General features: G+C 53.7%; 21 protein-coding genes. 5 read left to right on the top strand and 16 right to left on the bottom strand.

Translation table 11 applies throughout. The features are described from left to right. Positions 1-52: 52 nt before the first annotated feature. The 5 genes from L215_RS0100555 to lipA all read left to right on the top strand — a co-directional run bounded on the left by L215_RS0100555 (position 53) and on the right by lipA (position 8,061). Positions 53-3,169, top strand: coding sequence for a thiol protease/hemagglutinin PrtT (locus L215_RS0100555; RefSeq protein ID WP_025883987.1), 3,117 nt, complete (start codon positions 53-55; stop codon positions 3,167-3,169). A 454-nt stretch (positions 3,170-3,623) separates the two neighbouring features. Next, positions 3,624-4,469: a glutamate racemase gene (murI, locus tag L215_RS0100550; RefSeq protein WP_025883986.1), complete on the top strand. Its 846-nt coding sequence runs from the start codon at positions 3,624-3,626 to the stop codon at positions 4,467-4,469. Between the two features lie 27 nt (positions 4,470-4,496). Then, on the top strand, positions 4,497-4,934 hold the full coding sequence (locus tag L215_RS0100545; protein WP_025883984.1) for an META domain-containing protein: 438 nt from the start codon (positions 4,497-4,499) through the stop codon (positions 4,932-4,934). Positions 4,935-5,034: 100 nt separating this feature from the next. Further along, the gene (locus tag L215_RS0100540) at positions 5,035-7,200 is read left to right on the top strand and encodes a S9 family peptidase (RefSeq protein ID WP_027451176.1); all 2,166 of its coding nucleotides are present in this window, start codon (positions 5,035-5,037) and stop codon (positions 7,198-7,200) included. A gap of 9 nt (positions 7,201-7,209) precedes the next feature. After that, positions 7,210-8,061: a lipoyl synthase gene (gene lipA / locus L215_RS0100535; protein ID WP_025883983.1), complete on the top strand. Its 852-nt coding sequence runs from the start codon at positions 7,210-7,212 to the stop codon at positions 8,059-8,061. 227 nt (positions 8,062-8,288) lie between these two features. On the opposite strand, the gene L215_RS0100530 is transcribed toward lipA, so the two are convergent. The 16 genes from L215_RS0100530 to dnaG all read right to left on the bottom strand — a co-directional run bounded on the left by L215_RS0100530 (position 8,289) and on the right by dnaG (position 23,457). Next, positions 8,289-10,109 (bottom strand): sensor histidine kinase, encoded by a 1,821-nt coding sequence (locus tag L215_RS0100530; protein WP_025883981.1) that lies wholly within the window; start codon positions 10,107-10,109, stop codon positions 8,289-8,291. 30 nt (positions 10,110-10,139) lie between these two features. Further along, complete coding sequence (locus L215_RS0100525) at positions 10,140-10,841, bottom strand: response regulator transcription factor (RefSeq protein ID WP_027451175.1); 702 nt, start codon at positions 10,839-10,841, stop codon at positions 10,140-10,142. Further along, a complete protein-coding gene (locus L215_RS0100520) occupies positions 10,822-11,547 on the bottom strand; it encodes a phosphate signaling complex PhoU family protein (RefSeq protein WP_238296584.1) in 726 nt (241 codons plus the stop codon). Before L215_RS0100520 ends, L215_RS0100525 begins: the two co-directional genes overlap by 20 nt. An 81-nt stretch (positions 11,548-11,628) precedes the next feature. Next, on the bottom strand, positions 11,629-12,417 hold the full coding sequence (locus L215_RS0100515) for a phosphate ABC transporter ATP-binding protein (protein ID WP_025883978.1): 789 nt from the start codon (positions 12,415-12,417) through the stop codon (positions 11,629-11,631). A gap of 21 nt (positions 12,418-12,438) precedes the next feature. Further along, entirely contained in the window at positions 12,439-13,317 is an 879-nt protein-coding gene (gene pstA, locus L215_RS0100510; protein ID WP_025883977.1) for a phosphate ABC transporter permease PstA, read from the bottom strand. 6 nt (positions 13,318-13,323) lie between these two features. Continuing rightward, a complete protein-coding gene (gene pstC / locus L215_RS0100505) occupies positions 13,324-14,214 on the bottom strand; it encodes a phosphate ABC transporter permease subunit PstC (RefSeq protein WP_036872028.1) in 891 nt (296 codons plus the stop codon). A 208-nt stretch (positions 14,215-14,422) separates the two neighbouring features. Continuing rightward, positions 14,423-15,496: a phosphate ABC transporter substrate-binding protein PstS gene (gene pstS, locus L215_RS0100500; protein WP_025883973.1), complete on the bottom strand. Its 1,074-nt coding sequence runs from the start codon at positions 15,494-15,496 to the stop codon at positions 14,423-14,425. A gap of 759 nt (positions 15,497-16,255) precedes the next feature. Further along, entirely contained in the window at positions 16,256-16,762 is a 507-nt protein-coding gene (locus L215_RS0100495; protein WP_025883483.1) for a T9SS type A sorting domain-containing protein, read from the bottom strand. Positions 16,763-17,105: 343 nt separating this feature from the next. Further along, positions 17,106-17,258 (bottom strand): DUF4295 domain-containing protein, encoded by a 153-nt coding sequence (locus tag L215_RS09690; protein ID WP_004331849.1) that lies wholly within the window; start codon positions 17,256-17,258, stop codon positions 17,106-17,108. A 40-nt stretch (positions 17,259-17,298) separates the two neighbouring features. Next, on the bottom strand, positions 17,299-17,487 hold the full coding sequence (gene rpmG / locus L215_RS0100485; RefSeq protein WP_007366007.1) for a 50S ribosomal protein L33: 189 nt from the start codon (positions 17,485-17,487) through the stop codon (positions 17,299-17,301). 31 nt (positions 17,488-17,518) lie between these two features. After that, positions 17,519-17,767 (bottom strand): 50S ribosomal protein L28, encoded by a 249-nt coding sequence (rpmB, locus tag L215_RS0100480; protein WP_004331861.1) that lies wholly within the window; start codon positions 17,765-17,767, stop codon positions 17,519-17,521. Positions 17,768-18,012: 245 nt separating this feature from the next. Continuing rightward, the gene (locus L215_RS0100475) at positions 18,013-18,561 is read right to left on the bottom strand and encodes a nitroreductase family protein (RefSeq protein WP_025883481.1); all 549 of its coding nucleotides are present in this window, start codon (positions 18,559-18,561) and stop codon (positions 18,013-18,015) included. Between the two features lie 12 nt (positions 18,562-18,573). Continuing rightward, a complete protein-coding gene (locus L215_RS0100470; RefSeq protein ID WP_007366047.1) occupies positions 18,574-19,176 on the bottom strand; it encodes a riboflavin synthase in 603 nt (200 codons plus the stop codon). Positions 19,177-19,254: 78 nt separating this feature from the next. Continuing rightward, on the bottom strand, positions 19,255-20,271 hold the full coding sequence (locus L215_RS0100465; protein WP_025883479.1) for an acyltransferase: 1,017 nt from the start codon (positions 20,269-20,271) through the stop codon (positions 19,255-19,257). A gap of 11 nt (positions 20,272-20,282) precedes the next feature. Further along, complete coding sequence (locus tag L215_RS0100460) at positions 20,283-21,371, bottom strand: DNA polymerase III subunit (RefSeq protein WP_025883477.1); 1,089 nt, start codon at positions 21,369-21,371, stop codon at positions 20,283-20,285. Between the two features lie 58 nt (positions 21,372-21,429). Beyond that, positions 21,430-23,457, bottom strand: coding sequence for a DNA primase (gene dnaG, locus L215_RS0100455; protein ID WP_025883475.1), 2,028 nt, complete (start codon positions 23,455-23,457; stop codon positions 21,430-21,432). Positions 23,458-23,746: the final 289 nt, after the last annotated feature.

Genomic DNA, 23,746 nt, shown 5'->3' with positions numbered 1-23,746 from the left:
GTGTAGGGAAATTGTACTACTTTTGCTTCCTCAGACAAAACGCTGTAACCATATGACCCAACGCTTCTTCTTCCTAGCCTTAAGCGTGATCCTCTCTATGAGCACGCTGTGGGCTAAACCTCGTACAGAGACGCAGGCTCGCCTCATAGCCGAGCAATACACTCTACAACGACTTAGCAGTCGTGAGCTAACCTCTCTGCGCTCTGGCACTACGCCTTTGCTAACGCTCGTGTCAGCCCCCTCCGCAGACGCTGATGGTATGACCGTACGTCATCAGACGATGGCTCAGACTGCGCAAGCTCATGCCTCAGCATACTATGTATATAATATAGGTAGCGAGAGAGGCTACGTGATGGTCTCGGGCGATGATCTACTCCCCGAGGTAATCGCCTATGCCGACGCTGGAGCCTTCCTTCCTGATGAGGAGCAGCCAGAGCACATCGCCTCCTTTCTCGCTCAGGTGCGAGCCTCTCTACAATACTTAGTAGAGCGTGGCAAACCCGTAGTGATGCCCCGCACCTCACAGCTACGTCCTGAGGGGGTAAACCCTCTTCTCGATCGCATCCAGTGGGGACAAGATTACCCCTTCAATACGCACTGCCCCTACAAGAATGCAGGTCAGTCTGTCGTAGGTTGTGTCGCAACAGCTATATCACAGATCCTACGCTATCACCAGTGGCCTGACAAGGGAGTAGGCATCTGCGAATATACAGAGGACGATGGCACGAAGCATCGTGTTGACTTCTCTCAGACTACCTACTACTGGGCAAAAATGCCTAAACGCCCTAATCAGCGGTATGAGCCACAAGATGTGACCGATGCGCTCTCTACGCTATGCTATCACGTGGGTGTCCTCTCACACATGCAGTATAGTCCTGCGGGTAGTGGCACCTTCACGCAATACCCTAAGGAGGGACTAAGCCAATACCTCAAGTACAGCAAAAACATCCAGCTACTCAACCGCATGAACTACAAGATTGCAGACTGGATGGACATCATTGCCAAGGAGCTCAACGAGGGGCGCCCCGTCTACTACGCTGGAGCCAGTAGCACCGTAGGACACGCCTTCGTCTGCGATGGCTATCGGCAGAATGGATACTTCCACATCAACTTCGGGTGGAACGGTATGGCGGACGGATTCTTCCTCCTCTATGCTATCACGCCTAGGACGCTAGGTACTGGTGGCGGATCTTCCTACGATGGGTACAACAACCTGCAGGAGATCATGATCGGCATAGAGCCCGACCGAGACGGCTCTTCGGAGCGCACCGTCAGTGAGGACATCTCAGCTTACAGTCTAGAGCTATCGTGTGATGACAATAAGACGATCCAGCTCAAAGAGGCAATCCTCGAGCTAGGCTCTGCCGTCCAGTACAAGACGCAGCTCTGCCTCGCTATCACGCCCACTCAGGAGGGGGCACAGAGCAAGTACGGAGCACTCAGCGAGGAGCAAGAGCTAGAGTTTCACAACTACTACATCTACTCTGAGAAAAGCCTACACCCCGTACCCTCCGTTGACCTCACAGACCTAGGTCTACCCACACAGAATGCGAGCTACGTCGTGACGCTCGCCTACGTTGGCAATGGCGGTAAGCTTATCCCCGTGCGCCACTACAATGGTGGTGTCTCTGAGGTGACAGTCACCTTTGACTCAGACGGCAAGGCTCACTGCACGTCCCCCCAGATGAAGCCTAAACTAGCTTTGTCCGAAATCAAGACGCCTGACTTACGTGGCTACAGCAGGAGCTCGGTCACACTCTTCATTGACAACCTAAGCCAGGAGGAGTACTTCTCGTCATGGAACTGCTACTTTGAGGATATGAAGGGTGACCACACCTTCCTAGGAGCGCCCTCCGCATTGTTGAGTCCACAGGTAAAGCAAGAGATTCCCCTAAAGGTCCCCAGACTATCACTCCCTGCCGGCACCAAGGGCAACATACTCCTCAAGGGGAGCTACATAGATGCCGATGGCAACGACCAAGACTATATCTTACGCTCCCGACAGCAGCTGGAGGTGCTCCCAGCCAAGGATCCCGTCTACAAGGCATCCACTCTCAAGTGTGTCGCTCGGCGCTCCCTAACTGGAGCTATAGAGTATGCCCCGGGAGTCCACGATATGACCTTTGAGGTGAGCAATCTGGGCAAACTCTCAAGAGGCAGGATGCTCATTCAGTGGGCACTCGTACAGACTAATCTAAAAGATAGTGATACCATCCGATATGAAGGTCACGGCTTCATAGAGACCCTCAAGAAAGATGAGACGCGACAATACACTATAAAGTCCTCTCAGTGGACCGATGTGGCAAAAGGCTCTGACTACTACCTCATCGTCCAGCTGTACGACATAGTTGAGAACTTCGGAGTCAATAGATATGGAGAAAAAGAAGGCGAGCTGAACCTCCCCATAGCTATTGTAGACCAGCTCTCACCAGCCATTGACGAGGAGCACTACGTCTCACTAGAGAAGGATTCTGACCGTGCATACCCCCTCAAGGTCAATGTAGCAACACCCAGTATGATTCGCCTCAATGGACTGAGCCTCACTGGGATGTCACACAAAGATGGAGTCTACCATATCGACGGTAGAGCTAGCGATGGGCGTACCGCCATCATCGGAGCTTTCAGCTCCCTAGAGTTTGATCAGAAAGACGGCTCCACGGGAATCATTGAGGCCGACTTCTCTCACGCCTCGCCCCTCTTACAGCACGTATCCATATGCCACAGCAAGATAAGAGGTGAGGCGATGACCGAGATGCTACAGTCACTACCCGACCGCTCAGCGACCACTCGTGGGACCATAGCACTCATTGATACCTCTAGACCTGACCTAGAGGGCAGTATCTGCACCCCAGAGCAAGTAGCTATAGCAGCCCGGCGTGGCTGGACCGTCACCGATCAGCAGGGGAATGCCTATACGGCCATTGATACGCCCGCAGAAGCGACGCCAGGTGACTGGACGATCTATCCGATGCCAGTACGGGATCAGATGACCGTCGTAGGGCTTCCGGCAACAAGCCCCGTAACGCTCTACACGCTACAGGGTGAGCGGCTGCTAGAGACTGTCACACCAGCCAGTGGACAGCTCCAGCTCAGCCTAGCGCACCTACCCAGTGGCACCTACATCCTCACCACTGCGCTAGGAAGCCGTCGCATCGTCGTAGCGCACTAGACGTAAGAGCTTCCAGCGGACACAGCTCCCCGATCGCGCTACTATTAAGGCTACAGTCGCAAGACCAACAGCCTTACCCCCAAAAAGCAGACTCGTAAGCTATCTAGCTTGCGAGTCTGCTTTTTTAGGGGAAGGACAGAATGCACCAATTCCTACGGGGGAACTGAACAGTTCCTCCCTTGGAACTCCAGAGTTCCTCCGTTGGAACTAAAAAGTTCCAAGAGGGGATTTTTTTGGAACTCGTATGTAATACGGAGTCAGCACGATACGAGAGGTACGGAGATACCACCCTGCCAATGTCTCTAGGGATTGCATCCTTACCCAGACGCCGCAAGTTTAGTTAGGCACCGATTCTTACCGACAACTGACCTCTAACTTCTTTTTCGTACCTTTGGAGTGGAGTTGCGAGAGTGGCTCCTGTTTTTAGAGCTAGACACTAGATACAGTATAACAGATGCAACAGATAGAGGGTCCGATCGGGGTTTTTGACTCAGGGTACGGAGGATTGACGATCCTACGTAACCTGCAGGAGCAATTGCCTCAGTACGACTTCGTTTATCTCGGTGACAATGCGCGCTCGCCTTACGGTTCGCGGTCGATGCGTGTTGTCTATCAGTTTACTAAAGAGGCGGTCGAGAGGCTCTTTGACCTAGGCTGTCCCCTAGTCATCCTTGCCTGCAATACAGCCTCAGCAAAGGCACTCCGACAGATACAACAAGAGGATCTGCCCAAGCTCGACGGAGGATCGATGCGTCGTCGTGTGCTGGGTATCATTCGCCCGACGGTCGAGTGCATCGACTCACTTACGGGTACCAAGCATGTAGGCATCCTCGCCACTGAAGGCACCGTCTCTAGCGAGAGCTATGTAGCCGAGATACACAAGCTCTACCCCGATGTGACGGTCGTACAGGAGGCTTGCCCTCTTTGGGTGCCCATCGTAGAGACAGGTGAGAGTGACAGTCCAGGAGCCGACTTCTTCGTGCGCAAGCATTTGGAGCGTCTCTTGGCACAGGACGAGAAGATCGACACGATCATCCTCGGCTGCACTCACTACCCTATTCTGATGCCTAAGATACAGCGCCTGCTCACCCCCTCGATCAAGGTAGTGGCCCAGGGCGAACTGGTGGCTAAGTCTCTCGAAGAGTACCTCGTACGTCACCCCGAGATGGCGGCTCAGCTGACGCGTGGTGGCACGACACGCTACTACACGACGGAGCAGACGGAGCGCTTCTCACGTACGGCTTCTATATTCTTTGACACACCCATATCGGTAGAGCATCTTTCTCTATCACAATACTAATGAATAACCAATAGCAAACGAATCACTATGAAGAGAATCTATTTTGTAGCACTGCTCCTGCTGACCTCTCTGCTCTGCGTCAGCTGTGGTACCTGTAAGAACAGTAGCAAGGTCAATCTAGCTTCCCTCGAGGGGAGTGCTTGGGAACTCACCCACATGGATGGTATCAAGATTAATGACGACGCCCTCCAGACAGCCACTATCAGCATCAGTAAGGCTCGCATCTATGGGCAAGCAGCCTGCAATAGCTACGGTGGCGAGTGCATCGTCTACTCTGACGGTCGCATCAAGATCGGGAACATTATGTCGACGCGTATGGCCTGCAACAATATGATGTACGAGCGCATCTTCCTAGCAGCACTACAGGAGGCTAAAGTCTTTCGTATGAATGGTGCAAATACGCTCAAGCTCTACTCTACACACGACGCTTCGGGTCAGCCCAGCCTCACCTTCAAGCGCAAGTAACCCCCTCCGCACTACATATAGTCATAGTGTAAACCCTCTCTAGGGGTCTACACTGTGGCTTGCCTCTAATCTCTAAATTCTAATCTCTAACCTCTTCTCCATGCGTATCCGCACACTTTTTACAACCCTCGTACTCCTCTGCTCGCTCACGCTCGTCGCCCAGCAGCAGCGTGAGATCACTCTACCAGAGGTCACCTCAGGCGCTTTTGCAGCTCGTGGCGCTGGCAACGGCTTTCGCTCTCTACCCGACGGCAAGCACTACACGCTCATCAGCGATGACTACCAGCGTATTGTCAAGTATGAGTACGCTACAGGACGAGCCGTCGATACGCTCTTTGACATTGCCAAGGCTCGTGAGTGTGATATCAAGGCGATTTGGGACTACGACATAGCACCCTCAGGACATCATATCCTGATCTATACCGACATCAAGCCTATCTACAGACGCTCCTACACGCTACGTGCTACCCACTACGATGTGCGCCGTAACCTTTGTGAGCCACTCACCGAGGGCGACATTATGATCCCTACCTTCAGTCCTGATGGGCGGATGGTAGCTTTCGTCAGGGACAACAATATCTTCATCAAGAAGTTTGACTTCAACTCTGAGGTACAGGTCACTACGGATGGTAAGCGCAATGAAGTGATCAACGGTACCACCGACTGGGTCTACGAAGAGGAGTTTAGCACGACACGCCTGATGGAGTGGAGCCCCCAGAGCGACTTCCTAGCCTTCGTACGCAGTGACGAGAGCCAGGTCAAGGCTTACTCGATGCCTATCTACGGGGACGACCTCTACCCCACGGACTATGTCTACAAGTACCCGAAAGTGGGCGAGCGAAACTCGACCGTCTCACTACACCTCTACAACCTTGACCTCAAGCGCACCGACCGTGTGGATCTACCGCTAGATGCCGACGGCTACATACCCCGCATCGTCTTCACTGGCTGGGGAAGTGATCTAGCAGCTATCACATTCAATCGGCTACAAAACGACATCAAGGTATATCGCATCAATCCGAAGAGCCGCACGCCTCGTCTGACCCTTCGTGAGCAAGACCCACGATATATCAACAATGAGTTTATCAACTCCATGCGCTTCGTCCCCGATGGCATCGTCATGCTGAGCGAGCGCGATGGATCTACACAACTCTACAAGTACGGCACAAATGGAGCGCTACAGAAGCGTCTGACGCAGGGCAATTGGGACATCATCAGCTTCTACGGCTGTGACAGCGAGGGCAACGTCTACTACCAGGCGGCCGACCAGACGCCTACTCAGCGACGTGTCCTCAAGACGACCCCACAAGGCAAGACGACCGTCTTAGCCGGAGAGGCTGGCATCAATCGCGCTAGCTTTACTCAGGACTACAGCTACTTCATCAATAGCTATAGCAATGCTAAGACCCCTACCGTCACGACAATCCGCACGACAAAGGAGGGCAAGGTGATCCGTACGCTCGAAGACAACGCACAGCTGGTCGCTAAGCTCAAGGGGTATGACTACAACGACAAGGAGTTCTTTACCATCGAGGTGGCTCCTGGGCGCACGCTCCATGGCTGGATGATTCGTCCGCCACACTTTGATGCGAGCAAGCATTACCCCACCGTGATGCACCAGTACAGTGGTCCCGACTCGCAGGAGGTGTTGGATCAGTTTTACATTGGCTGGGAGTACGCCCTCGCTCAGGCTGGCTACGTCGTAGTCTGTGTGGACGGACGTGGCACCGGAGGCCGTGGCACCGAGTGGCGCAAGTGCACCTATCGTGAGCTAGGTCTGCGCGAGAGTAGCGACCAGATTGCAGCTGCCGAGGCGCTGCCCAAGCAGTTTAACTATATCGATGGAAGTCGCATCGCTATCTTCGGCTGGAGCTATGGCGGGTACAATACGCTCATGTCGCTCTGTCGTGGCAAGGTCTTTCGTGCTGGTGTAGCTGTGGCTCCTGTGACCGACTGGCGCTTTTACGACACGGTTTATACAGAGCGCTTTATGGCGACACCGCAGGTTAATAACAAGGGCTACGAGGCTTCCTCAGTCCTCTCTATCGCTCACAACCTCCATGGCGATCTACTCGTCATCCACGGCACGGCTGATGACAATGTGCATCTGCAAAATACGATGCGCCTAGCCACCGAACTGGTCAAGGCGGACATCCCCTTTGAGATGGCGACCTACACAGACAAGGATCACAGCATCTATGGGGGCAACAATAGGCAGCACCTCTACAGCCGCATCATCGAGTTCCTCGATCGTAAGCTGAAGTAAAAAGAGCTAATGAAGCAACCCCACATACGCAAGCCTGAGTGGCTCAAGATCAAGCTTGGTAGCGATGTAACCTACGACGAGACGCGTGCCGTGCTGCAGAAGCACTGCCTGCACACCATCTGCACGAGCGGGCGCTGCCCTAACCAAGGTGAGTGCTGGTCACGAGGCACCGCTACCTTTATGATCGGGGGAGCCGTCTGCACACGCGCTTGTAAGTTTTGCAATACAGAGACGGGCCGCCCGCTGCCGCTAGACCCTGAGGAGCCTCGTCACGTGGCTGAGAGTGTCCGTGCGCTAGGGCTCAAGCATGCGGTGGTCACCAGTGTGGATCGCGACGACCTGCCCGACAAGGGAAGCGCCCACTGGGTCGAGACTATACGACAGATACGCGAGCTCTGCCCTGGCGTCACGATCGAGGTGCTGATACCAGACTTCGATGGGCAGGCAGAGCTGATAGCCCCAATCCTCCAGGAGCGTCCCGAGGTGGTGGCGCACAATATGGAGACCGTACGACGGCTCACGCCCATCGTGCGCAGCCGAGCTACTTATGACTGTAGCCTCTCCGTCTTGGCACAGATTGCTGAGGCGGGACTACCCGCTAAGACAGGGCTGATGCTCGGTCTCGGCGAGACGCAGGAGGAGATCCTCGAGACGATGGATGATCTGCGTCAGGTCCATTGTAGTATCCTCACGCTAGGTCAGTACCTCCAGCCTACTCGTCGCCACTACCCCGTCCAGGAGTATGTGCATCCAGACCGCTTTGCCGAGCTTCGGGAGATAGCCCTAGACAAAGGCTTCCGCCACGTCGAGAGCGGTCCCCTCGTGCGCTCCTCCTACCATGCCGAGCGTCACTTGCTCTAGCGTCGTCGTTCCATAGAGCGACTCATTTCCCACTAAGCTGTTCCGACCTCTCCGCTATCTGACAGGAGTCATAAGCGGAGGGGTCGGATCGTATTGTAAAGTTTCCAAAACGCTTCCTCCCTTGGAAAAGTAGTTTTCCAAGGCTGGAAACTTTCTTTTCCAAGGTTGGAAAGCTATCCTTCGCCTAGGGAGTTTTGCTTTGATCCGATAGCACAGATCGGTCTGAACTAGTGCTCTCGGGGCGCTTTGTCGGGGACGCTCTTGGCTAGCGAGAAGAAGAACTCGAGACCTCCCGTGGGTCTGTTCTTGGCCGAGATCTCTCCGCCGTGGAAGCGTATAGCATTTCGTACGATGGAGAGTCCCAGTCCCGATCCGCCCATCTCACGACTGCGTCCGCCATCGATGCGGTAGAAGCGGTCGAAGATCTTAGCCAGGCTCTCGCTCTCGGGGATGCCAGGCCCGTTGTCCGCAAAGGTGAAGTAGTAGTAGCGCTCGTCCTCCATCGTCTGCTCGATCTCTATGGTAGTACCGGTGCCAGCGTAGCGAATGCTATTCTCGGTCAGGTTGGCAAAGACAGCATAGAGTAGCGAGTGATTGGCCTGTACGGTTGTCTGCTCGGGGATTCGATTGCAGATGGTCATCTGCGCCTCCTGTAGCTTGATCTCTAGAGCTGCTTTGACCTCCTCGACGACACTATACGGAGTTAGCTCCTGCAGGGCATAGAGGTCGCTCGCCTCCTCCAGCTTGGTGATCATAGAGACATCGCTGATGAGCTGTGAGAGACGTATCATCTGATTGTAAGTGCGCTCGATGAAGTAGCGCTGCCGCTCCTCAGGGAGTGGCTGGTTGAGGATCGTCTCAAGGTAACCACGAGCGCAAGTAACAGGCGTGCGCAGTTCGTGGGCTATACTATTGGTCATGTCGTGCTTGAGGCGACGATCGTTTTCCTTCTTAGTTACATTAGTCAGGACGATCTCAAAGCTATTATCTGGGAAAAGCTGTGCGCGCACCTCTATATGCGAGCCGTCCTTGTCGATGATGTATCGTGTGGAGCGCGAAGCGGTGCCTGGGTGAGCCTCTTGATCCGCTAGAAGAGTCTTGACCTGATAAAGCTCAGGGTAGTCGAGGATGCGCTCATCGATGATAAAGGTAGGGGTATCGACGAGGGTGTTGAGGTTCTGTATGAAGTGGCTGTTCGCATAGATAAACTGTCGCTGCTCACTAAAGAAAGCTATGCCCGCATCGGAGCTAGCAAAGTGCTGTATGAGCTTTTCGCGCTCGATCTCGTAGCGGGTGTTGCTCTTTTCGAGTATCTTAAAGGTCTTCTTGAGCTGCTCTCCTAGCTCTCCGATCTCACTCTTGGGGAAAGTGACCGACTCGTACTCCCCACCAGCCTGTGCCTTCGACACAAAGTCATGAAGCTTACGCACCGAGCGGGAGAATTGGTCCGTAAAAAAGACCACCGCCAGCAGTGCCAGACTGAAGACGCCAACGATGAGGAGGAGGAAGAAGTGATTGGAGCGAAAGTAGTTGACATAGTCTATATGGTAAGGTATGGCCACACGGATGTAGTATCCCTGATCTTGGTACTTCTTGGCAAAGTAGTAGAAGTCCTCTCCGAGCGTATCGCTATACCGCTTGGAGGTGCCAGTACCATTGAGATTGGCCTGTTGTAGCTCTACACGTGAGAGGTGGTTCTCAGGGATTGGTCCCTGGGTGACGTTGTCAAAGTAGACTTCGCCCTGTAGGTCGATGATTGTGAAGCGTAGATTGTCTGGGAGATAGGATAAGAAGCGTCCTAGAGCTTGTGTGCTCGGCAGATGACTAAAGCTGGAGAGTGAGTCTGTCTCTTGCTCCTGGGGATGCGCTACATAGTCTGCTATGTAACTATTGACACAGTCAGTGACCCGCTCGAGGTATCCCACGAGGGCTTTGGTCTTGATCTCCTTTTCGGAGGCACGCTGTACGAAGTAGATGATCCCGCCAAAGAGAATGAAGAGCAGGGTCGCGAAGATAAAGACTTTGGACTTATAGTTGTACTGGCTCATAGTAGGACGATATATGGTGTGAAAGTGGGACTACTCGGCCTCCTCCTCGACGAGGCAATAGCCGAAGCCTGAGCGGTTGATGATCTTAACTCCGCCACTGCGCAGCTTCTTGCGGATTCGGGTGATGTGTACATCGATGGTGCGCTCCAAGACGAAGACATCCTCGCGCCATACGCGATCGAGGATCTCCTCGCGTGAGAAGACTTTGCCTGGGTCTCGTGCCAATAAGACGAGGATCTCCAGCTCTTTCTTGGTTAGCTCGATAGGCTCTCCATGGACAAATACCTGCTTAGCATCTAGGTCAATGAGGAGCGAGCCGATCTCTATCTGACTCTCTCCAAAGTCTGGACCGCTCTGCAAGGAGCGCATGAGGATAGCCTGAATGCGCGCCTGTAGCTCCTTGATGGAGAAAGGCTTCGCCATATAGTCGTCGGCTCCGATGTTAAAGCCGGTGAGGAGATCGTTTTCGGTACCCTTAGCAGTAAGGAAGATGATCGGAGTGGTGAGCTTCTTCTCCCGTCGTATGAGCTCAGCGAGCTTGAAGCCGTTTATCCCAGGCATCATCACGTCGAGGATGAGGAGGTGATACTCCTCAAGCGGCATCTTGAGCGCCTCCTCAGCATTGGCAGCTGTGGAGACTTGATAACCCTCGCTGGCGAGGTTGAAGGTAAGTATCTCGCGGAGGTCCTCCTCGTCGTCGACGATGAGGAGCTTAAACTTCTTCTTGTCCATAATTCTCTAGCTCTTGTTCGGTGGGGATCTCTACTTTTTGGTTCTTAGCGTGGAGTAGGTTCTTACCTTCTGCATGGAAGATGGCCGCCTCGGCAATGTTTGTCGCATTGTCACCGATGCGCTCTAGATTATAGGCTATACTGCTGATCGCCAGTGAAGCCTGTATAGAGTCTACGTCGGGACTCAGCTCTGTGTCTAGTAAGACCTGGGGTAGCGAATCGTTGACCTGATAGTGCAGGTCGTCTATATGCGTATCTCGGCCGATGACACTGCGTGAGAGCTCGGAGTCACCAGCAAAGAACGATGTGACCGCATCTGTAACCATCCTATAGGTCTCAGCAAGCATCTCACGAAGCGTGTCGGCATACTGTAGGTACAGCACATTGCCCGTGTCGATCGCACGGGTGAAGTTGGCCACATTGAGCAGTAGATCACCGATACGCTCTAGGTAACTGGTCATATCGTGCAGGGCAAACATGCGCCTCGCCTCAGAGGCTCGAGGCGTGTAGAGGATGATCCCGTTGATGACTTCGCTCCGTATCTTGACCTCTAAGCTATCTATGATGGTTTCGTTCATCTCAATATGCTCGTAAGCCTCAGGCTCGACGATCCCGCTGAGGAGATGCTGTATCGCCTCGACTTGGCGAGCGATTACTTTGTTGAGTACGTTGAAGTCTTCCTTGATTAGGACGACGTGATGATCCATATTGGGTGACATAGGCTGTGACAGTTTCGTTTTTTACTTGATAGTGTGTCTGTCTGTACGGCAGATCTAAGTTACAACGTTTTATCCGAAGTTGCCCTGTAGGTAGTCCTCGGTGCGCTGATCGCTGGGGTTGGTAAACATCTTGTCGGTGCGGTCATACTCGACCAGCTCGCCGAGGTACATAAACATCGAGCGGTCGGATATGCGCGCCGCCTGCCCCATATTGTGCGTGACGATGAGGATAGCTATCTCCTTCTTGAGCTCTAGGATCAGCTCCTCGATGCAATTGGTCGCTATCGGATCTAGGGCGGAGGTCGGCTCGTCCATCAGGAGTAGCCGAGGACGTAGTGCCAAAGCACGAGCGATGCAGAGTCGCTGTTGCTGTCCGCCCGAGAGGAAGGAGCCACGCTTGTCCAGCCGGTCCTTGACCTCCTCCCAGAGTCCGACCGACTGCAGAGAGCTGGTCAGGATCTCTTCGCGTTGCGCTTTGGAGACCTTGATGCCGTTGAGCTTGTAGCCCGCCATCACATTGTCGGCGATGCTCATCGTCGGGAAGGGATTCGGCTGCTGGAAGACCATCCCCGCCATACGACGGACGACCATCGGGTCTTTCTCTAAGATGTTCTCCCCCTGTAGGAGGATACGCCCGTCGGTACGTATACCGGGGTAAAGCTCGTGCATGCGGTTGATGGCACGTAGCAAGGTACTCTTGCCACAACCACTGGGTCCCATGATGGCGGTGATCTCATGGTCGTGGATCTCCGCCGAGACATTGGTCACGGCACTCTTCTCAGGAGTGTACCAGATGCTGACGTTGTCTAGCTGGAGGACCACGTCGGGCGTTGTCGTCTGTATAGCGTTTGGAGTCATGCTTTGGACAAAAAGAGGTTACTAGTAGCGTGTCCGAGCGGAGATACGCTTGGCGATAAAGTTTAGAAGGAGCACTAGGAGCAAGAGGAAGAGTGAAGAGCTCCATATCAGCTCCTGAAGGTTGGGATCACTGTAAAACTCCCAGATGAGTAGTGGCACAGCCGACGAAGGGGTGTCGAGCGTCCACGATATGCGGGCACTGCCCAGAGCGGTCATGATGAGCGGTGCCGTCTCGCCGATGATACGACTCACAGCTAGCAGGATACCTGTCAGCAGACCACCCATGGCGGAGGGAAGGAGGATCTTAAGGACCATCTTACGGTAGGAGCAGCCGAGAGCAAGCGCCGACTCTTTGAAGGACTTAGGCAGTCGCGCCAGCGTCTCCTCGGTAGAGCGTATGATGAGCGGTAGCATCATGATCGCCAGAGCCACAGCACCCGCCAGAGCCGAGTAACCCCGCATCGGTAGTACGATCCAAGCGTAGACGATGATACCGATGACGATCGAGGGGGTGCCTTGTAGTAGATCTGTGACAAAGCGTACTACACTGGCAAGGCGTGACGATCTATTCTCCGAAAGATAGATACCCCCCAGGAGACCTATGGGGATAGCGATGATAGAGGCTACGAGGGTCATGAGGAGCGTGCCGACGATACCATTAGCGATACCGCCTGGGAGTATCGTGCGAGAGCCTTCGATCGTGTTAGCGTTCTTAGCCATCATAGCCTCGACAGCTGTCGGTGCCGTCTTGGTAAAGAAGTCCCAGTTGATCTGATGATACCCCTCCATGACGATCTTACCGATGATGAGAAAGAGCGGTATGACGGTGATGCAGGCGAGTACGATATTGACTAGATAGACCGTACGGTCCCAGCCCTGTCTTACTTTGAGTGATGCCATGGTTGGTTAAGCTCGTTGCTTGTTTAGGATAATCTTCACAATGCCGTTGATGATGGCTGTGATGAGAAAAAGGACGAGTGCGATCGCTATGAGCGAACTGAGCTTGAGGCCATGTGCCTCGTTGAACTGATTGGCGATCAGCGAAGCCATACTCTGTCCCGTGTCAAAGATTGATGTAGGCACCTTGTCCGTGTTACCGATCAGCATGGTCACCGCCATCGTCTCGCCGAGCGCTCGTCCCAGAGCGAGGATGTAAGCTGCGATGATCCCGCTCCGCGCATTGGGTAGGATGACTGATCCGATCACCTCCGTGCGGGTGGCGCCGAGACTGTAAGCGGCCTCCTTGAGTGACTTAGGCGTGAGCATGACAAACTCTGCCGTGAGCGACGAGGCATAGGGGATGATCATAATGGTCAGTATGAGCACCGAAGTGAGGATCCCGTAGCCATTGCCCTGTGGTCCATCAATCATGTCAATGAGCGGACGAAGGGTGTAGAAGCCCCACAGACCGTACACGATAGAGGGAATGCCCGCCAGCAGGTCCGTCAGCGAACGTATGACACCGGCGATCCGCTTCCCCTTGAAGTACTCTCCGATGAAGAGCGCCACCGGTAGCGAGAAGGGGATGCAGAGGATCAAGGCTAGTATCGAGGTGACCACGGTCCCAACGATAAAGGGCAACGCCCCATACTGTTCCCGTCCAGCCGTAGGATCCCACTCGGAGGAGCAGATGAAGCGAAAGAAGCCAAACTCACTAAAGGCCTCCATGCTGTTACTAATCAGACTGATCAGCATCGCTAGGCAGATCAGTAGCACGAGGAGCCCAGAGCTCATGAGTAGACCTCGGAAGATCTTGTCGCCGATGGGACGTGACGCTTTACGGACGAGGGTGGACATACAGTTTGAATAGTAGGTGTGGAAGGTAAAGAGACATCTCTCCTCCGAATAGAGAGCGGTACAGGTCGGATGCGACTCACTAAGCAATCGGAGCTATCCAGACGGCACTACTGTTGAGAGGGGAGGAGAGACGTTCTTTTGGTGTGAGGAGACTGCTACAGAGACGGTAGCAGTCTCCTTTTTTTTGTTTTTCTGGTGTATATAGGAGCTACTTCTTAGGAGAGCTAGTTAAGTCTATCGGATTACCGCCATAGGTCAGCTGAGCCAGCTGCGCCTTGGCTGCAGCGATCATCTCAGGAGATAGCGGTGCGAAGTGGATCTGCGAAGTGATCGCCTGCGCCTCATCACTTAGCATCCAGTTGAGTAGACGAGCCGTCTCGGTAGCCTCAGCCTCTGAGTGGTTGCTGTAGCTGAGATCCTTGTAGGAGATGAGCCAGGTGAGGCAGCTGATAGGATAAGCCTCAGGGTGTGCCGAGTTGGTGATCATCTGTCGTGTATCGGGCGCCACCTCGCCAGCAGCTGCCGCAGAGATTGACTCAAGTGAGGGGAGGACAAAGTTGCCCGCCTGATTCTGCACCTTTGCTGTCGGGATCTTTAGCGAAAAGCTGTACTCGCTACCCACATAGCCGATTGCACCATCCGTCTGAGAGATCACGCCAGCGACACCAGGGTTGCCCTTAGCAGCCATACCGGTAGGCCACTTGAGCGACTTGCCCGTGCCGATCTGCGCAGCCCAGTCGGGGCTCACCTTCGTCAGATAGTCGCTGAAGACATTCGTCGTACCACTACCATCGGAGCGATAGACGGGTGAGATCTCCTTGTCGGGTAACTTTTCGTCGGGGTTGATCGCAGCGATAGCGGGGTCATTCCAGCGGGTTATCTTGCCTAGATAAATGTTTGCTATGATCTCGCCCGTGAGCTTTAAGCAAGCGATCTCGGGGCAGTTGTATGCGATGACGACAGCGCCCATGCAGGTCGGTATGTGGATCACCTCGCGAGGCATCTCCGCCAGCTCCTCATCAGAGAGGAAGGCATCAGAAGCGGCAAAGTCGACCACCTCGTCCTTGAGGCTACGGATACCACCGCCACTACCCACGGCGCCATAGTTAACATGTATCCCCGACAGCTCCTCATAAGCTTTGAAGGCCTCGGTATAATAAGGTAGCGGGAAGGTCGCTCCCGCAGCGTCGAGCTGGGTCACACGACCACCTTTGCCAGCACAGCTGGCAGTCATGAGAGCGATGGAGATGAGGACTAAAGCCTTGAGTGTACTCTTATTCATAGTTGTATTGGTAAGTTTGTTTGTTGCTGAGAGAGGGACCTACCGAGACGGTCGGGAAGGTTAGATCTCCCTTTTCGCTTGCAATATTACGCCCAATGGATTATTCCACTGTGACGAAAATGTTACGACACGGTGAAGTTGTTAAGTTCTCAGACGACTCCCCTATCGCTTTACCGCTCTAGGTATACGATTTCCACACCTTTCGTATACTCATCTCACTACGCAATAAAAAAGCTCCGCGAGAATTGCGAGATCCCCACGGAGCTATTCTTGATCCTTCACCGAGGAACGGTAAAATTCTTCGTACTTACCATTTCATTCTTCGGAACTTTCATTTCATTCTTCCGAACTTTTATTTCAGCCCTCCGTGGGGAATTTCCGTTTGCTCCCTAGAGATTCTCAATTTCCTCCGAAGAGACTCCTTTTTCCCATCAGCTGCTCAACCATAAGGAGACTGTTGCATAAAGGCGAATCGCTGTGTTGCTTTCGGGATTCGGCTTCGGTCACATACGGAGGTATGCTCCCTTCAGACCTCACCCTCAGCGCCTTGCGCTTCATCCTTTCTGCAAAGTCTAGACAATCTTGCTTGCAAGATTGTGAGACTGTTGACTTTTGCAACAGTCTTATAAGGTGAGAGGCATCCCCCTTTACAAACCTCAAAAAGCACGACGAGGATGACGCATCTGCATCACCCTCGTCGCAATATCACTGCTACGCACTTAGCTTAGGAGCGTAGCCGCTATGTCTCTGAGCTTTTTCTTACAGTATGAAGCGGTATGCCTCGCCGTCGATCTGAACTAGATAGACACCGCTAGGTAGTGTAGCGCAGTGGATCGTCTCGCCGACGACAAAGTTCGGACGCAGGTAGATCTGATTGCCCTGCATGTCGTAAAGCGCTACGTTGTAACCCTGCCCAGCAACGAGACCCTCGATGAAAATATTCTCACCATCGGAGAGTAGCTTGTAGCTACTGACGACAGGACTAGCAATAAGTGGTAGCGCTGTCGGCTTCTTGCTCGTGGAGAAGGTACACTTCGTCACATCCTTGCAAGCGAAAGCGGCACTGTAGTTGGCCTTCTGGGTGTAGTGCATCTGCATCTTACCATCTGCGAAGGTAATCTTCTGAATATCTGTGAGAGGGATTACCTCTTCAGGCTGACTGCTCTGCTCTACGACGAGGCTGAGCGGATAGCTCTCCTGTGCCTGCAGATAGGTCAGAGAGATGATGAGTAAGAGTGCTGCAGATAGAAGTCGTACTGGTCTCATATGGCTATTATAATATTGATGATTAGCGTGATAGATAGTCTTGATAGACGTGGCGCTCCCGTAGAGAAACACACGTCCACAGCGCAAATATAGTAAATTATATCTAATGTCGCACGCTCTCCTCAATGCCGCCATCTAACAAGTAGCCGTGCGACCCTACAAATCGTGGCTCGTCTCGCTCTAATCTCTAACCCCTACCCCGTCCGAATGCTCCTCTATAAAAACAAAGCGAGAGCATCGACACGACTAGCGTGTCAATGCTCTCCTTATGGTGTTCGCCTACCTAATTAGAGAGATGTGGATAACGTCCTCTCTACGGTAGCGACTCTATCTCGTATTCAGATTACTTCTTGAGGAAGTCCTGTACGTGGTCATTTGGTACCATCTCCTCTTGGAAGGTATAAGCACCAGTCTTAGGCGACTTGACCATCTTGATAACCTTCGAGTATGAGCGACCATCGCCCGTTCTAAAGGTTGCGACCGATTTCTTAGCCATTGTACTTAGTTCTTATTTGGTTAGTGAAGGGGAGAGATGATTACTTAATCTCACGATGTAGTGTGTAGCGCTTGAGGATAGGATTGTACTTCTTAAGCTCTAGACGCTGTGTCGTATTCTTTCTATTCTTTGTGGTGACGTAGCGAGAGGTGCCTGGCATGCCACTCTCTTTGTGCTCTGTGCACTCGAGTATCACCTGTACTCGATCGCCTTTACCTTTCTTAGACATAGTAAATCAGTGTAATTAAGGAGTGAGTGGTTTATTTGCTCTTGATGCTTAGGTAGCCAGCATCGCTAGCGCGACGGAGAGCCTCGTTGAGCCCTACGCGGTTGATGAGCCGAAGCCCTGCTGCTGAAACCTTTAGAGAGATCCAACGATCCTCCTCGGGCCAATAAAACTTCTTGCGGAAGAGGTTGACATCAAAGGTGCGCTTCGTGCGACGCTTTGAGTGGGATACATTGTTGCCCACCATAGCCTTCTTACCGGTGATCTGACATATCTTAGACATGACGGTGTGGTATTTCTTTTATACTTCTACGATGTTTCTGAGATCGACACAGCCCATCCATTAGCATCATCATGGTGTGGGTCTGCAATCAGACTGCAAAGTAACGGAAATATTTTGACAAAAGCAAATCCTCCTTTGCCCCCGTTGCGCTCTTTGCTAAGTGGAGAGGGCTCTTTTATTGAAATTCAAAGGGTAGCAAACTAGCGCAGATACAGCCTTACGGAAGGCGTCTCGTAGTGAGCTGGTTACCACTGGTTCCAGTGGATGACCTCGTCGGGGCGCTTGCGCTTCTTCTCACGGGTCGGCTGCTCCGAGTAACCGAGGAGGATGTCTAGGACTACCTGACGGTTGCTGGGGATGCCGAGCTCCTTGCGCAGAGCCGAGTCATTGATCCAGCCAAGGATACAGTTCCCGACACCCTCCGCCTGTGCGGCCAGGACGATGTGCGCCACGAGGATGCCTAGATCTATGGGGCGGTAGTCCACACCCATCACGCGGCTCCCCATACGCGCTATCCAGCGTCCACGCTCCGCTACGATGAGTAGGTGGGCGGGTGCCTCTAGGGCGAACTTATTCATATTGGTCACCCCCTTGATGACCGCCTGCCCCACACGCTGCACAGTCTCAGGGTCGGAGACCGCTACGATACTCCAGGGCTGCTGATTGGTCGCTGAGGGTGCCAGCATAGCGTTGTGCAGGATACGCTCCAGCACTTCCTGCGGTACGGGGCGATCGGCAAACTTTCGATCGCTCTGACGCTCCCGATAGAGAGCATATAGGTCTTCCGCTTTCATAGCTACAGTGGTTTAGTCGAAGGAGCGAAGACGAGCAATGTATTTGCCCAAGATGTCAAACTCGAGGTTGACCACGCTTCCCTCCTTAAAGTACTTGAAGTTGGTATGCTCTAGGGTATAAGGGATGATCGCCACCTCGAATGAGTTTTCCTGCGAATTGCAGACGGTGAGGCTCACGCCATTGACCGTCACGGAACCCTTCTCGACTGTCATATAGCCCTGGCGCATCATCTCACGATCCACCTCATAGGCAAAGGTAAAGTAGTGGCTTCCGTCCATCTCACGAATGGCTGTACAGCGAGCCGTCTGATCCACATGTCCCTGCACGATGTGACCGTCCAGACGACCTCCGAGCATCATGCTACGCTCCACATTGACATAGTCGCCTACCTGTAGGAGTCCCAGATTACTACGATCCAGCGTCTCCTGGACGGCTGTCACCGTGTAGCCTCCCTCCTCGAGCGAGACGACGGTGAGACAGACACCATTGTGTGCGATGCTCTGATCTATCTGTAGCTCTGCGGCAAAGCTACAAGCGAGTGTGATGTGCAGGTTGCTCCCTTCGCGGGTTAGGCGACGTACCTGCGCCATGCCTTCTACTATTCCACTAAACATATGTATATTCGGTTTGCTCTATTGATTGGTTACTTCGCAAAGATACGAAATCATTGCCGTCTTGTGAAGGCTTTTCCTCTAAACGAGCTGTCGCAGTAAGGGTACCTTGCGCATCAATGCGGTGACCCCTAGCGAGATGAGCGCAATGAGCAGGATGCGCAGGGGGACGCTTACGGCTGGGCAAGCGGACAATGCTGGGAGGAATAGCTCAAACAGCTTGAAGACCACTTGTAGCACCGCAAAGTGAACCAAGTAGATCCCCATCACGTAGGGATAGAGCGTACTTGCCGAGATGAGGAGCCGTGCCTTGGGACGCCAGCTATAGCAAAGGGCGAAGAGCGAGAGAACCTTGAGGACGACCAGTGGCTGGAAGTTGACACCCATCCGCTCTAATAGTTGGTAGGGCACGTAAATGAGCAGCGCTCCGTGTAGTAGCATACTCCCGATGAATAGGATCAAGAGCCAGCCCCTACCAGGCAACCGACTTGAGGTGCGAGCGAGCAAATGCCCCGCAAGGAAGTAAGGCAGGTACTGTACCCACCATAGCAGGCAAACTTGACGAACGCCGTACGAGCGGTAGTAAACATCTACCGTAAGCGCCACGAGATAGCTCCCGAGCGTTAAGATAAGTAGTCCACGATTGCCTCCATAGGTAGGACTATCGCTACGCTCGATCCGCTCACAGAGCCAGCGCAGCATAGGAGTGACCACGTAGAGCCCTGCCAGCATCACAAGAAACCACAAGTGATACCACTGGAAGGCGAGCCACGTCTGCTCCTTCGCACAGTGCCAGAAGTAGTAGCCCACAGACCAAACAACTAGTGGCAAGAGTATCTTGCGCCCTACCCTACGCTCGTAAAAGTGCGCCAAGCTCCCGATCTGCCGCACCGGCGACAGCATGAAAGCTCCGCTCATCATCACAAAGAGTGGCACCGCTCCCACCGAAAGCGCATACCATGGGGCAGCTTGCCAACGCTCTGCCAGCGAAGCATCTCCCATAAAGTAACCTCCCGCCGTGTGGATGCCGATCACCATCACGACTGAGAGGAGCCGTAAGAGGTCAAGTCCCTGATGACGTAACGTCTGCTCTGACATCGTAGCTGGGCTTAGTTGCGCAAGGCGAGTAGCATTCTCAGGAACGTGTCGAAGAGCACCATCTTCGTCAGCACATTGCCACGGATCTCTCGCATCGCCTCCTCGAGGAGTCTATAGCAAGCACCCATCGCCTTATTGTTGACCCGCAGCTCCCCCACACGAGCCTCACCACGGAGCGCACGGTGCCACTGCTGACCCACCTGCTGCATCAGTAGTTTGAGGAAAGCAACCGCTCCCTCGCGTCCCATCTTGTCCACCTCCTCACTGAGAAGCTTCAGACGCAGGATGTCGGCTCGTAATGTCGCATCGTACCACTGCTGCGCTAGTTCCTGTAGTTTGTCTTGCGAAGCGGAGCTGTCGAGTAGCCGTAGCGCATCGCTCAGGTTGCCGTCCACTAGGGGAATCATCGCCTCCAGAGCATCAGTCGCCAGCTCCGGGTGCAGAGCGGTCAGCGCCTCTCTCATCTCCGCCTCCGTCATCGGGGGCAGCTCGAAGCGCTGCACACGGCTCAGAATTGTGTCTAGGAGACGATCCGAATGTGCCGACACAAGAATAAAGAGCGTCTCGGCGGGTGGCTCTTCGAGCGACTTGAGAAGCTTGTTGGCCGCCGCATCATTCATACGCTCAGGCTGGTAAATAATAATCGTGCGCCAGCCTCCTTCGGTGGTTGTAACCGAGAGACGAGACAAGAGACTATTGATCTCATTCACATAGATGACAGGCTGACTATTGCCCGCCTCCAGCACTTCGAGCCAGTCCTGATCGGTGATGTAGGGCGACCGCTCGAGGAAGGTGCGCCACTCGTCGAAGTATCGCTCCGTGGGGGTCTCGTCTTGTGCCGCTTTGACCACGGGATAGACGAAGATGACGTCGGGATGAGCGATGGCTGCGACTTTCTTGCAGGAGGCACAGGCACCACACGAGTCCTCATCCGTAGGCGACTGACACTGGATGTACTGCGCCCAGGCCCACGCTAGGTGTAGCCCCGGGTAGCCCTCCTGTATCTCTAGGAGTACCGCATGGGGCATTTGCCCTGAGCGGGTCAGATGTGCGAACTGTTGCTTGAGGGCTTGGTATCCATATATATCGGCAAACTGCATGACGGCACTTTCTTCTTTAGATTTGGTAAAAGGGTTAACGGTGACTCTCTTCTTTATCTCACGAAATGACCACCCGCTGACCGCTAAACTGTCCTAGCATCTTACGTATCTCCTGCCATGTAGATAGCTCCTGGAGGAGAGGCTGATAGCTCTCGTAGTCTGCCTCTGGATGCTCCTGCTGTAGCGTCTGTATCTGCTGCGAAATCTGCTGACAACGCTCCTCGGCGTACGCTAGCTTGTAGGTGTATAGCACCTTAAAGGTCATCTCCTGCACCCACTCATCAGGTACTTTCTCATTCTCATCATCGGGCATCTGTAGCTCTTCGCGAGCCTTGCGAGAGAGGCGGTAGGGAGTCGCGTAGAGATCCACCGCCAGAGCTGACACCTGCGGGATCTCCGAGTTACAGAGGAAGGAGCCACAGGTACGCTCTGACTTGCCACCCGAGACGCTGAGCTCCTCCAGCATCATCTTATTACTATCGTTGAGAATGCGCTTGACCAGCGGGTGCTCGATGACTATATCATCCTGCTTGAGCTCTTGATAGACAAAGTTGGCCACAGAGACCTGTATCACCGTAGGCTCTGCCCCCTCGTCTGCCTCTTCGTCCTGCACGGAGATCTTGAGCATACGCTCCCCGTAGCGCACCACTAGACGTATCAAGTCCAGTGCCTCATTGCTCATCGGCGCATCTAGAGGCGAAACCTCCTGCGGGGTCTCCTCGGGAGTACTCTCCTCAGGTGTCGCTGGCGCTGGCGGGGCATACTGATAGACCCGTCCACGACTAAAGCGCTCCTGCTTGATCTGCTGCAAGAGTAGATCCTCCGCCACGCCATACATCTGAGACATTTGCTGGATGTAGACGATCCGCTCGAGGCTATCGGGGATCGTGGCAATGCTCTGCAAGATGTCTCGCATCAGTTGCGTCTTAAGCTGCGGATCTTGCGCCATCTGCGGAGCATAGAGCTGCGACTTGAAGGTAAGGAAGTCCTGCTCATGGGCGGCAAAGTAGTCCTCCACCTCACTGCGGCTACGCTTAGAGACAAACTCATCGGGATCCTCTCCATCGGGTAGGACTAAGAGCTTGATCTGCATCCCCTCAGCGAGGAGCATATCGACCGAGCGCAGCGCCGCCTTGACACCCGCCTCATCACCGTCGAAGAGCACCAGCACATTGCGTGAGAAGCGTCGCAAAAGCTGTATCTGACTATCCGTCAGCGCCGTGCCCGACGTCGCCACCACATTCTCTATCCCCACTTGGTGCATGGCGATCACATCTAGGTAGCCCTCGACGATGATACTTTGATCCAGACGTGAGATGGCACGCTTCGCTTGGTAGAGTCCGTACAGCTCACGGCTCTTGTCGTAGATGATGCTCTCGGGCGAATTGATATACTTGGCAATCTTGTCTGCCTTGCGCATCGTGCGCCCACCGAAGCCGACGACACGCCCCCCTACATTATATATAGGGAAGATAACGCGCTCGTGATAACGGTCGGCACTCGGGCGGCCCTCGCTCGGAGCGTAGAGCAGACCCGTCGCCACAAAGCTCTCCATATCGTAGCCATGCTCCTCGACAAACTTCGCCAGAGCACGTCGATCGCTCGGTGAGTAGCCCAGCCCAAAGGTCTGTATCGCCTCGGACCGCACCCCACGCTGTGTAAAGTAGGGCAAAGCGACGTCCAGTCCCTCCTCCTGGCTGAGGAGCTGCTCGGTAAAGAACTTAGCTGCCACCTCATTAGCAAGGTAAAGCGCCTCACGCTCATTCTGTCGCTGCTGTTCCTCCTCAGTCATCTCCCGCTCGGGCACGGGGATATTATACTTCTGAGCGAGGTAGCGTAGCGCCTCGACGAAGGAGCAGTTCTGTATCTTCATGATGAAGGAGACAGGCGTACCTCCCGCACCACAGGCGAAGCACTTGCAGATATTCTTAGACGGAGTGACGATAAAGGAGGGGTGACGATCCTTGTGAAATGGGCACAACCCCACAAAGCCCGACCCCTTGCGTCGTAACTGCACAAAGTCGGACACCACATCCTCGATGCGTGCCGTATCTATGATCAGCTGCTTGGTCTGTTCGTCCATCATCCGTCTACTTCACTTGCTCTGCAAATGTACTCATTTCACAGCAAAAGCCCCCGCTCGATACAAGGCTGATACATTATAACCAGCCGTCTAGAAGCTGCACATAACGATTAACTAAGAATGCACGGCTCGAGCATCGCTACAGAGTGGCTACGGGACCTCTCTGATTACGCCTTCCTTCCGAGGAATTGAAAGGAGTTCACTTTTATCATATCTTCGTCCTATCACCCGAAGCATACCAGCTCTAGAGCGAATAGATTACAATCAGCTGATTCATCCGAATTGTCTCAGA

Origin of the sequence: Porphyromonas uenonis DSM 23387 = JCM 13868, assembly GCF_000482365.1 — a bacterium.
GTDB lineage: Bacteria > Bacteroidota > Bacteroidia > Bacteroidales > Porphyromonadaceae > Porphyromonas > Porphyromonas uenonis.
The sequence above is the reverse complement of the archived record's forward strand: the minus strand, read 5'-3'. Positions and strand labels throughout refer to the sequence as shown.

Excerpts from the sequence above, each read along its gene's own strand:
- L215_RS0100555 (WP_025883987.1), top strand. The coding sequence starts at position 53 with ATGACCCAACGCTTCTTCTTCCTAGCCTTAAGCGTGATCCTCTCTATG.
- murI (WP_025883986.1), top strand. The coding sequence starts at position 3,624 with ATGCAACAGATAGAGGGTCCGATCGGGGTTTTTGACTCAGGGTACGGA.
- L215_RS0100545 (WP_025883984.1), top strand. The coding sequence starts at position 4,497 with ATGAAGAGAATCTATTTTGTAGCACTGCTCCTGCTGACCTCTCTGCTC.
- L215_RS0100540 (WP_027451176.1), top strand. The coding sequence starts at position 5,035 with ATGCGTATCCGCACACTTTTTACAACCCTCGTACTCCTCTGCTCGCTC.
- lipA (WP_025883983.1), top strand. The coding sequence starts at position 7,210 with ATGAAGCAACCCCACATACGCAAGCCTGAGTGGCTCAAGATCAAGCTT.
- L215_RS0100530 (WP_025883981.1), bottom strand. The coding sequence starts at position 10,109 with ATGAGCCAGTACAACTATAAGTCCAAAGTCTTTATCTTCGCGACCCTG.
- L215_RS0100525 (WP_027451175.1), bottom strand. The coding sequence starts at position 10,841 with ATGGACAAGAAGAAGTTTAAGCTCCTCATCGTCGACGACGAGGAGGAC.
- L215_RS0100520 (WP_238296584.1), bottom strand. The coding sequence starts at position 11,547 with ATGGATCATCACGTCGTCCTAATCAAGGAAGACTTCAACGTACTCAAC.
- L215_RS0100515 (WP_025883978.1), bottom strand. The coding sequence starts at position 12,417 with ATGACTCCAAACGCTATACAGACGACAACGCCCGACGTGGTCCTCCAG.
- pstA (WP_025883977.1), bottom strand. The coding sequence starts at position 13,317 with ATGGCATCACTCAAAGTAAGACAGGGCTGGGACCGTACGGTCTATCTA.
- pstC (WP_036872028.1), bottom strand. The coding sequence starts at position 14,214 with ATGTCCACCCTCGTCCGTAAAGCGTCACGTCCCATCGGCGACAAGATC.
- pstS (WP_025883973.1), bottom strand. The coding sequence starts at position 15,496 with ATGAATAAGAGTACACTCAAGGCTTTAGTCCTCATCTCCATCGCTCTC.
- L215_RS0100495 (WP_025883483.1), bottom strand. The coding sequence starts at position 16,762 with ATGAGACCAGTACGACTTCTATCTGCAGCACTCTTACTCATCATCTCT.
- L215_RS09690 (WP_004331849.1), bottom strand. The coding sequence starts at position 17,258 with ATGGCTAAGAAATCGGTCGCAACCTTTAGAACGGGCGATGGTCGCTCA.
- rpmG (WP_007366007.1), bottom strand. The coding sequence starts at position 17,487 with ATGTCTAAGAAAGGTAAAGGCGATCGAGTACAGGTGATACTCGAGTGC.
- rpmB (WP_004331861.1), bottom strand. The coding sequence starts at position 17,767 with ATGTCTAAGATATGTCAGATCACCGGTAAGAAGGCTATGGTGGGCAAC.
- L215_RS0100475 (WP_025883481.1), bottom strand. The coding sequence starts at position 18,561 with ATGAAAGCGGAAGACCTATATGCTCTCTATCGGGAGCGTCAGAGCGAT.
- L215_RS0100470 (WP_007366047.1), bottom strand. The coding sequence starts at position 19,176 with ATGTTTAGTGGAATAGTAGAAGGCATGGCGCAGGTACGTCGCCTAACC.
- L215_RS0100465 (WP_025883479.1), bottom strand. The coding sequence starts at position 20,271 with ATGTCAGAGCAGACGTTACGTCATCAGGGACTTGACCTCTTACGGCTC.
- L215_RS0100460 (WP_025883477.1), bottom strand. The coding sequence starts at position 21,371 with ATGCAGTTTGCCGATATATATGGATACCAAGCCCTCAAGCAACAGTTC.
- dnaG (WP_025883475.1), bottom strand. The coding sequence starts at position 23,457 with ATGATGGACGAACAGACCAAGCAGCTGATCATAGATACGGCACGCATC.